Source organism: Streptoverticillium olivoreticuli subsp. olivoreticuli (genome assembly GCF_003391135.1).
Lineage (GTDB): Bacteria > Actinomycetota > Actinomycetes > Streptomycetales > Streptomycetaceae > Streptomyces > Streptomyces blastmyceticus.
Window position 1 is genome coordinate 409,349 of sequence record NZ_CP031455.1, and the last position, 12,269, is coordinate 421,617.

General features: G+C 69.1%; 12 protein-coding genes. 3 read left to right on the top strand and 9 right to left on the bottom strand.

The features are described from left to right. Positions 1-5: 5 nt before the first annotated feature. Genes DXZ73_RS01815 through DXZ73_RS01845 form a run of 7 tightly spaced genes read right to left on the bottom strand, consistent with a single transcriptional unit; the run spans position 6 to position 7,644 of the window. Positions 6-788: a hypothetical protein gene (locus tag DXZ73_RS01815; protein WP_116209293.1), complete on the bottom strand. Its 783-nt coding sequence runs from the start codon at positions 786-788 to the stop codon at positions 6-8. Beyond that, positions 785-2,860, bottom strand: a complete 2,076-nt coding sequence (locus tag DXZ73_RS01820) for a hypothetical protein (protein WP_116209294.1) — start codon at positions 2,858-2,860, stop codon at positions 785-787. Before DXZ73_RS01820 ends, DXZ73_RS01815 begins: the two co-directional genes overlap by 4 nt. Next, the gene (locus tag DXZ73_RS01825) at positions 2,857-3,435 is read right to left on the bottom strand and encodes a hypothetical protein (RefSeq protein WP_116209295.1); all 579 of its coding nucleotides are present in this window, start codon (positions 3,433-3,435) and stop codon (positions 2,857-2,859) included. Before DXZ73_RS01825 ends, DXZ73_RS01820 begins: the two co-directional genes overlap by 4 nt. Then, on the bottom strand, positions 3,432-5,972 hold the full coding sequence (locus DXZ73_RS01830) for an ATP-binding protein (RefSeq protein WP_116209296.1): 2,541 nt from the start codon (positions 5,970-5,972) through the stop codon (positions 3,432-3,434). Before DXZ73_RS01830 ends, DXZ73_RS01825 begins: the two co-directional genes overlap by 4 nt. Before the next feature lie 16 nt (positions 5,973-5,988). After that, a complete protein-coding gene (locus tag DXZ73_RS01835) occupies positions 5,989-6,537 on the bottom strand; it encodes a hypothetical protein (protein WP_116209297.1) in 549 nt (182 codons plus the stop codon). Beyond that, positions 6,534-6,779, bottom strand: coding sequence for a hypothetical protein (locus DXZ73_RS01840; RefSeq protein ID WP_116209298.1), 246 nt, complete (start codon positions 6,777-6,779; stop codon positions 6,534-6,536). Before DXZ73_RS01840 ends, DXZ73_RS01835 begins: the two co-directional genes overlap by 4 nt. 37 nt (positions 6,780-6,816) lie before the next feature. Continuing rightward, the gene (locus tag DXZ73_RS01845; protein WP_162889960.1) at positions 6,817-7,644 is read right to left on the bottom strand and encodes a conjugal transfer protein; all 828 of its coding nucleotides are present in this window, start codon (positions 7,642-7,644) and stop codon (positions 6,817-6,819) included. A 637-nt stretch (positions 7,645-8,281) separates the two neighbouring features. Here DXZ73_RS01845 and DXZ73_RS01850 point away from each other — a divergent pair. Together DXZ73_RS01850 and DXZ73_RS01855 are read left to right on the top strand one after the other, a co-directional pair. Next, complete coding sequence (locus tag DXZ73_RS01850) at positions 8,282-9,235, top strand: quinone oxidoreductase family protein (protein ID WP_116209300.1); 954 nt, start codon at positions 8,282-8,284, stop codon at positions 9,233-9,235. A 118-nt stretch (positions 9,236-9,353) separates the two neighbouring features. After that, positions 9,354-10,160 (top strand): IclR family transcriptional regulator domain-containing protein, encoded by an 807-nt coding sequence (locus DXZ73_RS01855; RefSeq protein ID WP_116209301.1) that lies wholly within the window; start codon positions 9,354-9,356, stop codon positions 10,158-10,160. 101 nt (positions 10,161-10,261) lie between these two features. On the opposite strand, the gene DXZ73_RS01860 is transcribed toward DXZ73_RS01855, so the two are convergent. Then, a complete protein-coding gene (locus DXZ73_RS01860) occupies positions 10,262-10,471 on the bottom strand; it encodes a DUF397 domain-containing protein (protein ID WP_116209302.1) in 210 nt (69 codons plus the stop codon). Between the two features lie 48 nt (positions 10,472-10,519). Here DXZ73_RS01860 and DXZ73_RS01865 point away from each other — a divergent pair, with 48 nt between their 5' ends. Then, the gene (locus DXZ73_RS01865) at positions 10,520-11,356 is read left to right on the top strand and encodes a TauD/TfdA family dioxygenase (protein ID WP_240351081.1); all 837 of its coding nucleotides are present in this window, start codon (positions 10,520-10,522) and stop codon (positions 11,354-11,356) included. A gap of 120 nt (positions 11,357-11,476) precedes the next feature. Here the strand turns inward: DXZ73_RS01865 and DXZ73_RS01870 are convergent, their stop codons facing one another. After that, complete coding sequence (locus DXZ73_RS01870) at positions 11,477-12,250, bottom strand: glycosyltransferase family 2 protein (protein WP_116209303.1); 774 nt, start codon at positions 12,248-12,250, stop codon at positions 11,477-11,479. Between the last annotated feature and the right edge of the window lie 19 nt (positions 12,251-12,269).

The window sequence follows — 12,269 nt, forward strand, 5'->3', positions numbered from 1 at the left end:
GGGGCTCACACCCCCAGGACCCGGGCGACGCGCCAGGTGTTGTCGCTGCTGCGCGTCGCCTCGGTCTGCAGGACGTACGTCTGCTTGTACTGCTTGTAGCCGTCGATGGCGGCCTCGACGGTCACGGTCCGCCATGCCCTGAGCGGGGTGTCGACCGGCATGCCCTGCTCGGCGTTCTTGACTGTGAGGGAAGTGATCCTGGAAATGCCTCCGTTGGAGATCAGTTCGTTCCAGGCCCGGTCGGAGTTCATCACCAGGTTCCGGACCAGGGCGTCCGTCATCCACGGGGCCGCCCGGCGGATCACCGTCTCGTGGCTCTTGTCCACGGGCGGGTTCATCGTCAGATAGGCGCGGGCGAACCCTTCGGCAGCCTTCTCCGGGCTACTGAGGTCGACAGTCGCTGACGGCTCGGCCGACGGCTGCGCAGTCGTCATGCCCGGGGCGCCGTGAGGTTCCGCCAGCTCGGGTTCGGCGGGCGCATCTGCGACCGTGGTGGATTCCGTGGCCTGTTCGTCCTGGTGGAGGAACCACCGGGCGGAGGCCCAGCCGATGACCAGGATCACGACGAGGACAAGCACGGCACCGCCCGCGGTCATCGGCTCACGGCGGCGTTCCTCCTCCAGCACCTGCCTGAGCTCGGTCCGCTCACGCTGCCGGTACTGCTTGCGGGCGCGGCGGCGCGCGCCGCGTCTGCCTCTCTGCGTCTCCTCGGGGTAGTCGTAGCCAGTCTTGAGCATCTCCCGCCACTCCAGCGGGGATCTCGCCTTGCTGTCGTCGTCCTTGCTCACCTGCTCCCACCCCCGTTTCGGGCACCGGGTACGGACATGCGACGGCGGCGGCGTGCGGGCTCGGGGCGCGAAGGGTTCGGGCCGGTGGGCCCGCCCGGACGGACCGGCGCGCTGCGGATGACTTCGCCGCGGATCACCCGCGGCGCGGTGGCCCCGGTACGCGGCAGACGCTGGAACCCAAATGCAGGCGGGGCGCCGGCTTCGGGCCGCAGCGTCGGCGAGGAACGCCCGGCGGGCACCTCGGCCGGAGCGGGCTGGGCCGGCGGGAGTGAGTTCGGGCCTGCGGGCAGAGCCGGGCGCGGCCGGGCCGGGGCGGCTTCGATGGCGCGGCGCGGTGCCGGGGAGCCTGTCCCAGGGCCGTCTGCGACGCTGCGGCCGCGTACGGGTGCGCTCGCCGGGGGCAGTTCCGGCCTGCTCGTTGCCGGGCCCACCTCGCCTCTGCCGCTGCCGGGAGGCAGCGGAGCGCGTGCTCCTTGCGCGGAAGGCGGAGGCGGCAGAGGCCTCCTGGGCATCCCCGATCCGGCAATCCCGCGACCGCCTCCCCCTCCCCCGCCGCCGGGGAAGGGCGAGTACGAGACACGGCCAGGGGCGGAACCAGGGCCGGCGTCGTCGGCAGCCGGCCATCGCATCGGCGGCTTGGACGGGATGCGGCGGCCGAGGCGGCGGGCTCCGCGCCATATCTTCCCGGCGCCCCTCATCGCGCCGCGCGCGGTGAGCAGGCCACCGATGGCGGCTCCGGGACCCATGGCCCTGGAGACACCGACGATCGATTCCATGAGCCTGCGCATCCTGAACGCGGCGATGACGGAGCAGATGCTCAGCCCTGCCCCGGCGAAGTACCCGTACTCACCGATCGTGCCGGTCGTGACACTCGTCATGATCATCGCGGAGCCCAGCACCATGGTGCTGATGAAGCTCTGCAGAGCGAAGCCCAGCAGGAGGTCGAACCACTTGGTGCCCCACTGCCGGGGGCGTCCGGGGATCACCCACAGGCAGGCGAAGAACACCCCGCAGACCAGCAGCATCAGTGCCCCGAGCAAGCTGGCCAGGGACGCGAAGGCCAGCATGATCGCCAGCGCCGCGAACAGGGCCACACCGAGCAGCGCGGCGAACGACACCATCATCCGGCCCAGAGGGCGGTGGCCTTGCCGCCACTTCAGCGTGTCCTGACCGCCGTCGGGGTTCCCGTTGACATTCGTGCTCAGCCATTCCTTACGCTTTTTCGCGCTCGGGCCCTGGTCGAGCAGTTCCTTCCCGTACTCCTTGCATGCCTCTTTGCTGCCGAACTCCGCGATGCACCAGGGCGTGGCGACGTAGGTGCGCCATACCGCATCAGCGGACTTCCGCAGCATCGTGTCGCGTTCATCCTTGGTATACCGGGCTTCGTGGCCGAGCTCGATCGGCTCCTGCGTGCCGTTGCCGAGTCCGGCGTCAGTGGCCTTGAACGCGACCGCAGTTCCAATGGTGCGGGTGGAGTCGAGAGCACTCACCCATACGTTGGGTGTGGTCAGCAGCGAAACAGCCAGGACACCGGAGGCGAAGACCCAGCCGAGCTGGCCCAGCGAGGACCCGGACTTGCGGTGACCGGCCCAGGCGACGAGCGCGCCAACAACCAGGGCTGAAGGCAGGAGCGTTTCGGTGACCGTGCCGGCCGAGGCGGAGATCGCCTTGGTCATGGCCTTCTCTATACCGGGCAGGGAAGTCATCTTGAACGCCCACTGGACACAGACCACGGCCGCACGGCCGACCGTCACGGTCAGACTCATGAAGATATCGGCGAAGATCTCCACGAAATCATCGGTGTCCAACATTCCGTATTCCGTGTCGAGTTCGTAGAGGCCGTCGTTGTTGTAGGTCTCGAAAAAGGTGCCCGCCTCCTTTCCACCGGGCTTAGGGATCTCCGGGGACGGCAGGAGGCCGCCGACGCCCGTCACCTCGAATGTCTTGTGCTCCTTACGCGGGCTGTCGGCCGCGTTGGCGACCGACCCGCACAGCATGAGCGTGGCGAGCACTCCCAGCAGCGGGACAGCCAGGTTCCGCAGTCGTGGCATCCGCCATTTCAGCAGCCTCATTGGGTCTTCCCCAGAGCGGTCCTGACCGGGTCGCCGTGGGCGATGTCTGAGTCGAAGACCGTCTCTCTCTGGTCGACCTGCCAGGTACCGCCGCTGCGGACGAGTCGAAGGGCGTACCGGTAGGTCCGTGAACTCTCCGTCCCCTCGGCAGTGAACATCACCATGACGCCGGTGCCAGCTGGGTGTTCGCTGTTGCCGGGCACGTCTATGGGTGGCTCCGCGGTGACCGGTCCCAAGGAGTCGGCGGCGTTGGACGTTGCCGTGACCGTGCTCTCGGGTGCGGGCGAGGCGATCGCATCCGGGGATTCCGATGGTGCGGCGGAGTGGTGAGGGCTGTAGGCAGCCACGCACTCCTGGACCGTGCGGCCGAAGCGCTGCTGGGAGGTTTGCATCTGGCAGACATGTGTCCAGTCGTGGTCCATCATCGCCTGCTGGTACGTGACAGCAACCGCCATGACGGCCTTGGACCTGTCTGCCGGAGACGCCGCATTACCGCGCGTGTCCTCCTGGGAGGAGCACCCGGCGACGGTCAGCAGAGCGGCCGCTGTGACGACCGTGGTCATAATGCGCTTCATACCGCTGCTCCCTCGGGTTGTTTGGTCAGATCCACACCGTCGTCGGAGACGGGAGTCGTGCTCAGCAGCTGCATCAGTTCCATGGACGGGATGTCCCACTGCACAGTCGCGCTGCTGAACCGGCGGTCGCGCATGATGCAGTGGCCATGGCGGATCTCCTGGGTGGTGTCGACACCGATGGCCTGGATCAGGGCGCGTGTGTGAGGGCCCTGGGGGAGATCGAGGAGGGCCGCGAGCGCGTCCTGCTGTTCCGCGGAGGTCAGCTGGAATCCGAAAACTGTGGTGAGCTGTTCGAGCAGGCCGGTCAGTCCGGCCAGCGACTCGGGGTCCTGGGTGTCCACGACCAGTGCCGTCCGCAGCGCGCGGCCCACCCGGGCCACGTACTGCAGGAAGGAGGCGCCCTCGCGGGTAGCGGTCAGGACGTGCACCTCGGGTACGGCCAGCACCTTCCGCAGACCGCGCAGGTCCTTGCGGCCCGCCATGCTGATCCCGTACGCCAGGAGCGAATGGACCAGTGCCACGCTCAGGCGCTGGTGCACGGACCAGTCCTCGCGCTCGTCGTCGGGGGACGGCAGCGTGATGCCGGGGACCTGGACGACCCACAGTCCGGGTTCCGGTGACAGCAGTGCACCACCTGCGGGCTTGCCCATGAAGGGGGCGCCCAATGCGGTGCGGGACAGCTCCAGCAAGGCGTCACCGGCCTCGCGGGCGAGCTCGTCCTGGGACTGCCGCAGGTGCTCGATCACCTTCCAGGTGCGCGGGTCGCCGGCGGCGATCACCTCGTTGACCGCCAGCTGGATCGGTGTCTCCGCGCCGCGCATCCGCAGGTGCTGCGGCAGGGCGATGCCCAGCTGGGCGGGTACCTCCGTCTGGGCGCGCTCGGCGCCCTCGCCGGTCAGCAGCATGAACAGGTCGGCGATCCCGGCGAACTGCGCTCCGGTCTCGATCAGTTGGGCGTTCAGGCCGTAGTACCGGCCTGCGGAGACCAGGCCGCCCATGTCGCCCTTGAAATCCAGGGCGAGCACGAACGATCCGCGGAAGGCTGCGTCCAGCAGTGACAGCATCATCGCGGTCGTCTTGCCTCTGCCGGACCGGCCGATGAACGCGGTCGTGGTCGCGTCCCCTCGGTCGGAGCCACCGGTGAGGTCGTTGCGGACGACTCCGGGGGTCGTGCCGGTGAGGAAGCCGATGATCGGGCCCTCGTCATCTCCGACGGACGCGCCGCCCCAGAACCAGCTGCCCGCGAGTGCGCCGACGGTGCGGGTGTGCATCAGATCGGGGATGCGGACCCTGTCGCCGGGCTGCGACTCCAGCCACGCTTCGCGCTGTTCCTCCTCCAGGACGCTGACCTCGATGCCCATGCCGCCGTAGTGCGTGATCACTGCGTCGACCCGCGCCCGCAGGTCTTCCAGCGACGCGTCGCTGCTGACGACGATCCGGGGGTGGTCCTCCAGGAGTGTGACGTCCTCCCGCTTCATGTCGCGCGAGAGGGCCTCCATCGTCTCCTCGGTCTCCTGGATCTCCTGGCCCGTCTCCCCCGCGGAGTGCTCCGACGCGCTCTGCCGCTGCTCCTTGGCCAGGCGGCGTGCCTCGTCGATCTTCTTCAGTGCGTCCCGGCGGTGCATCACCTTGAACCGCACGGAGGGTTCGGGGTTGACGGGCAGGAACGTCACCTCCGGGTCGACGTCCTCGCCTTCCCACTCGGGTACGTAGGTGATCTCGGAGACGGCCCGCAGCCACTCCCCTGCCCCCGGTGACTCCATCTGCTCCGGGAAACCCGTCATCGCCAGAACGGCGGTCCACGCGGCGACCTCGCCCCGGCCGTCGAGCAGGCGCACGTGGTCGGGGTAGGGCAGGACGCGGCCGCGTACCAACTGCGCGATCTTCGCTCCGCTGATCACACCGTCCCCGTCGGGAGCGGGCAGTACCGTGCCGCGGTGCTGTTCACGGGCGATCGACCAGGCCAGCATCTCCACCGTGGCCGGCTGCGCCTTCCACGGCGTGGTCTCCAGTTGGCGCCCCAGCCGCCGGGCCAGCGCGTCCAGGCGCGCGAGCTCGCGCGCAGGCACGGCGGAGGAGCCGATGCCGAACGCGCTCTGCGCTCCGGCGCGGCCGCGGGCGGTGGCCTGGCTGGAGCGTTCGGCGATCCGTACTCCCAGCAGCAGGTGACGGGTCGACAGCCCCAGGTCCTCCAGCCGTCGTACCCGGGCATCGGCCCACGCCGGGAAGTCTCCGGCCGTGAACAGCCGGCCGGCCTCGGTGCGGTAGTCCTTCGCGTCCAGCGGCGACCAGACCACCTTCAAGTGGCAGTCGTACCCGGCCAGCAGTCGCGCCAGCGCCCGTGCCGCCTGGTCGTGCTCGGCATCGCGCGCGCCCTCGCTCATCAGGTCGGTGTTGGAGCTGCCCAGGACGTACCACGCCTGCGCGTGCGTCTCCGTCACGATCAGCCCGTCCGCGATGGCGACATACCGTGGCGGCGGCGCCGAGCGGTCCCCTGCCACCCCGGCCAACCGTGCCATTCCTTTCAACAGCCTCATGCCCGTCCTCCCCTTATTACTGCTTGGTGCGGCCGCGCCGACGGGCGCGATAGACGACGTCCGGCCCGTACAGGCGCGGTCGGATATCGAGCGTCACCGCCCGCCCGGCCGCCGATTTCGGCTCGTCGCCTCCCAGCAGGCCCTCCACACCGCCCATCCCGGGCAGCTCCGCCAGGCGCCCGGCCCTCTCCCCCAGCCGGGCCCGCAGCGGCAGCCACTCAGCACGCCCCGCCGCACGGCGCCCGCCGTTGATCACCGGTCGGTGACCGACCATCAGGTAGCGGACCGTCAGAGCCCAGTGAGTGAGATTCCAGCGGCGGTCGATCCGCTTGCTGCGCTGCGCGCCGTAGTAGGTGATCAGCGCGGGCGGCACGAAGTAGAGGACGAAGAAGACCCTCGACGGCCACCCGAACACCAGGAACAGGACACCGACCCACACCACATAGATCACGAAACCGGTGACCAGCAGACGGCGCGGAGGCCCCTCCCCCAGATCGACGCCGAGCAGTTCGTGCTGCCGGGTCTCCAGATCGAAATGCCGGGTGTAGGTGTGCCCGACCCTCATGTGCCGACCACCTTGGTCCAGACATCCACCAGCACGGTCTTGGTGACATCTGACGCGTATACGAATCCGGCGACCACGACACCGGCCATCACGTGGGTGATCAGCCCGCCCCACTCGCGCTTCGCGTAGTGCCCGATCCCCCGGACGATCAAGATGATCAGGAAGACGTTCCCGGCGACGGTGATGACCCAGTCCTTCAGTTGCACCCCGCTGGTCAGCGCGGCCAGGGTCTGGTTGCCCATCAGTGCTCCCCCTCAGATATCTGCAGGCGGTTCGGGCTCATGCCGCGCCGCCCTGGATCTGCGCGACCTGCCAGCGCGCGGCGGATGCCGAGGACACGCGGGTCAGCTCGATGCGGTAGGTCTGCGTGATCTCGGCACCGGAGAGCTTCCACGCGACGACGGCTGTCCCTGTGCGGGTGTCACTACTGCCGTTGTCGGCAGACCAGTTCTGCAGGCTCCCGAGCGTCACGCCGGAGGGCAGGGGCGCAATGGACGCGCCGGGCGCGGTAACCGAGTCAGCGGTGCCGTTCGCATACGCGGCGACGAACCCCTCCACGACACCCCGGGTCGACTCACTGAACGGCAGATCGACGCTCGGGACGGCCTGCTCCGGCACCGGCGGCGCACTCCTGGGGACACCGACGATGCCGGGCTGCCCGGTCACGACGATGCGCCCCTCAGTGGAGACCACCGGCACCTCCAGCCCGACCCACCGCTGCTCGGGCGCCGACGGCTTGTCCTTCTTGTCCTTCGGCTCCGCGGCCGGCGTGCTCACCAGGACATCCACGTGCACACGGGCCCGCTTCCGGTCCTGCTGGGGTGCCACGGCCCCGGGCTGAGCGACCAGAACGTCCTGATGACCTTTCGCGTTCCAGCCCGCGGCCGCGTCCGTTCCCGAGGGAAGGTCCCGCGCCAGCTCCTTCGCTCTTACCTCCGGCGCGCCCTCGTCCCACGTGAGGAACGTGCGCGCGTACCGGGCGGCAACGGACTGGGCCTCCTGGACGGGGTATGCCGGTGCGGCCTTTTCCTTCGTCGGCGCGGGCAACGAGTTCTCCTGGGGCCAGAACCACGTCCGTACGCCGGTGACCACGGCGAGCCCCACCACCAGCCACAAAGCAGCCCTGCCGAAACTGGCCGCGAACCTCGCGCCACTGCTCTCGTCCTCAACCGCCCACGGAACCCGGCCCGCATCCGGCGGCCGCGCACGGCCGGGCCGGGGCAACCGTAATCCCTTTGGCGCCGCCTCCTGTTGCAAGTGCTTACCGGCGGTCACCCACGCTTGAGCGCCTTTCGGCACATGCGAAGTCCCGGACGATTCGGCATCCGGAGTGCGGGCGGCTTGCTCCTCGCGGGGCGCAGGAAGGTTGAGAATCAGTCTGGCTATTCTCCCGACAGACGGCATCAGGCAGTGACCTCCCACGCACGGGCACGGAACACAGAGCTCTCGACGGACGCGCCAATCCACATGCGGAACACGCCCTGGAATCAGGAGACTTCCCGCCGGAAGATCTTCCAGGTCCACCATTCCAACCCACGGATCAGGGGAATGCAAGCACCATTTCACCCTGGGGATACGCGCGAACACGCACCGTTTCTCGCCAGGCGAGCAACCAGGCTGGAGTGCGAACTCCTTGCTCGGGTGGCGAGAAGACAAGGCATCAAGGGGCCTTCAGCGGCTACGAATTGGACAGCGAATACGCTGTGCGTGCATGCAACACCCGTTACCTGGAGGAGAGTCACCTGTGCGCGCAATCGTCATGACGGAGTTCGGCGGCCCGGAAGTCCTGCGACTCGCCGACGCCCCGGATCCCGAACCCCGTCGCGGCCACCACCTCGTCCACGTGACACGCGCCGGCGTGAACTTCGCAGACCTTCATGTGAGGGACAACAGCTATCTCGCGGACGTACCCCTGCCCTACATCCCCGGCAACGAGGTCGTCGGGACCATCGGTCCGGGCGGCCGCCGTATCGCCGGGCTGATCCGCGGCGGCGGCTATGCGCAGAAGGCGCTGGTCCACACACGCGTCAGCTGGGACGTGCCCGACGACATCACCGACGACCAAGCTGTCGCCCTGGCCCTGCAAGGCAACTCCGCCTGGCACCTGCTGCACACGTCGCTGCGGATCGCCGACGGCGAGACCGTCGTCGTCCCCGCCGCCGCTGGCGGGCTCGGCTCACTCGCCGTCCAGCTCGCCGCCCATGCCGGGGCGAAAGTCATCGCGCTCGCCAGCACGGCGGACAAACGCGACCTCGCCGTGAAACTGGGGGCGTACGCGGCCGTCGACTCGACCTCCGAGGACCTGACCGAACGCATCGTGGAGGCGGCAGGCGGCCCGGTGCATGCCGCAATGGAGATGACCGGCGGCCGCACCTTCGATGCCACCCTCGCCGCCGTCGCCCCCCGCGGCCGTCTCGCCGTATTCGGGTACGCCAGCGGTGACATCGCCACCGTCACCACCAGGGCGCTGATGGAGCGCTCCATCACGGTCGCCGGCTTCTGGCTCCCCCACCTCTACACAGACCGCAGTGCACTGCCCGACTCGGTGGAAGCCCTGTTCGCCGCAGTCCGCTCCGGTGCTCTGAAACCGCTGCCCGGCACCACTTACCCACTGCAGGAAGCCGCCCGCGCCCACCAGAACCTCGCCTCCCGCACCCAAACCGGGAAGATCTCCCTCGACACCACCCAGCCTCAGTAGTATCAGCAGCACCCTCCGTAACAGCCGCGAGCGAGCTGCCTATTCACGGCTGTTACGCGGGGACGTCGTGCTACCGCGAGAGGAGCACGGCTCTGCCACAGGGGAGGAACCACAGACCATGGTCACCAACGTCAGCGGAAGCAGTTCGGACCACGCGGAGCGCGTCTTCCTCGTACAACAGGCATTCGCCGAACTCGGCGGCTCCGACCACAGCCCCGCCGAGATAGCCGAGACCACCGGCCTCGACGACTCCGTCATCAGCCGCATCCTGCAATCCGGCATCTACCAGGGCGTGTTCGACCGGGTCCGGCGCGGCCGGTACCGCCTGCGAGCCCAGGCCGCCGCACTCGCGTTCACCGCCCTCGACCACCGCCTGGACAACGACCTGGTCCACCAGACCCTGCAGGAACTGCGGGTAGCCACCGACGGCGGCATGACCTTCCTCTACATGATCGCCCCCTTCACCGGCGCCGCACGGCAATGCGTGGACATGGCCGTCGGCGACAGCGACCTCGCCGAACTCGGCATGACCCCACGCGACGTCCTGTCGGTCACCCGCTCACTGCGCACAGGAGCCTCGGGCCGTACGATCCTCGCCTACCTGCCCGAACAGCTCCAGCAGCGTGTCCTCGCCGAGCCCGTACCCGACGAAGCCGGACCCGGCGTCTACACCGACAACGACGCACTGACCGCCTCACTGATCGACGTCCAAGACCTCGGCTACGCCCTGGGACAACAAGAGTGCATGGCCGGCTGGAACTCCGTGGCAGCACCCGTCATATGGGACGGAATCATCATGGGCGCCGTACTCCTCCTCAAGCCGGCAGCCATCATGCCCACCGCACCGGAACCGGTCATCGAAGCAACGAAGGCCGCAGCGGCCCTGCTCAGCCGCCACGGCGCCAGCCAGCCAAACCCCAACTGAACCTGTAACGGGCTTCTCGCCGCCCCCTAAACTGGCCCGGTCCGGACAAAGCGGCGCCCTCCCCACTTCGATTGGGGAGGACACCGCCCCGGTTCAGGTGATCAGTCGGTGAAGACGTTGCCGAGCCAGCCGCCACGCTGCACCTCGGCGAGGAACGTAGCCCAGGCTGCGGACGCCAGCACGAGGGCGGGGCCCGTCTTCCACTTGGAATCGCGGACGCCGACCTGACCTGTCAGGTCGGCGAGCTCGACACAGGCGTTGCCCGAGCCGCTGTAGGAGGACTTGAACCAGGCACCTTCAGGTGCGACCACCCAGAGCGTGGCCGGGTCCTCGTCTCGGGCGATCTCTCGCCCTGGGGATTGGACGACTCGTTCCTGGCGCAGTCCACCATGGAGCGGTACGGGACCGAGCTGACAGCCACCGCGCGGTTCGAGGAAACTGCCGCGATCCTGCGCCACGCGCTGACCGGGGAGGGCGGCGGATACGCCGTGCTGCGCCTGGGAAACCTCGCCAAGGCCCTGGGGACCGGCGACCGGTTCCGGCAGCTGGCGACGGCCTTCGCGGCCGAGGTGGCGGTCCCATTCTCACCCTTCCCGCGGTGGCCCCTGTGGAAGGACATCGGGGTCAAGGTCGACAAGAACCCCGGGCGCTCCAGCCTCATCGGGTACAACGCGTTCCACATGGACCTGGTGAACGCGACCCGGCCCCCGGACTACACCACGCTTTTGTGCGTCCGTCCCGACCCGCTCGGCGGCGGCGGCCCCAGCATCCTCCCCGACGCCCAGGCGGCGGTGGCCCGGCTATCGAAGAACAGCCGCGCCCTCCTGGCCGAGACGGCCTACCACTACGGGACCTTCTTCGACCTGTTCGGCGTGGGCGAGGAGTACAAGCCGTTTCCGATCCTGGACGGCTCCGACCCGGGTGAGGGGTTCGTCCGGTTCACCGCCAAGATGCTGAAGCGGTCCCAGCTCGGCCAGGCGCACGCCGACGCCGCCCGGGAGCTCGCCGTGGAGCTCGTCCGGGGTCAGGTCTCCTTCATGCTCCAGCCCGGGGACTACCTCATCGTGAACCAGCGCCATTTCCTGCACGGCCGGGAGGCGCTCTGCAGCGGCCAGGAGACCGTCCCCGCTACCGACAGGCGCCTGCTCCTCCAGTTGTTCCTGCGCGCGAGGGCAGGCGCCGACTCGGCGGTGTAGCCGGCCGACGGCACCGGTGACCCACCGAGTCCTGCTCCGGGTCGAGCCGCCGAGCACGCGGCACGGCCACGGGGCGGGGCCCGGTCGGGCCGCCGCTCGCCCCGCCCTCTCGCACGGGCGCTAGATGCGCGACTTCCGCAACGAGTGCCAGGCCGCACCCGCCAGCGCACGCGCGGACCGCGGTACCGAGAGATGTTCGTGCTCCCGGTACAGGGCCCAGTTGAACGGGACCAAGCCCAGCTTATTCGAGGACAGCGATCCCGCCCGCTGGGCCCGGTAGACCGCCAGCGGTTCCCGCACAGCCCGGGCGTCAACACCATCACGCATGATCGACAACCACAGCGCGTAGTCCTGTCGCTTGGGCATGTCCGGCATCAGCCTCGCCCCCAGGACGTTGCGGTCGTACATGGCGGTCAGGGCCCCGATGTGGTCATGGACCAGCATCGCGCGGTAGTCCACTCGGGCCGGTGCCCACACCACCCGCCCGTTCGGGACGAAGTCGACGGCCTCTCCGTCGTGATCGGCGTCCATCTTGAAGTAGGAAGTGAACGTCAGCGGCGTCCCGGCCGCCGCGACGAAGGCGAGCTGCTTCTCCAGCTTCGTCGGGAGCCACATGTCGTCGCTGTCGAGAAAAGCAACGTAGTCACCCCGGGCCCGCGCGATGGCCAGGTTCCGGGCCCGGGCCGCGCCCCCCTGCCGGGCCGCCGCCTCCGGCCGGACCCGCTCGTCCTGCCGGGCCAGCTCTCTCAGCAGATCCATCGAGTCGTCCGAGGACGCGTCGTCGGTGATCAGCAGTTCGAGATCGGTGTGCGTCTGCGCCAGCACCGACCGAACTGCGGGCCCGAGCGTGGCCGCCGAATTGTGTACCGGCATCACCACAGAAACCAGGGGCACAGCCGCTCCTTACCCAGAA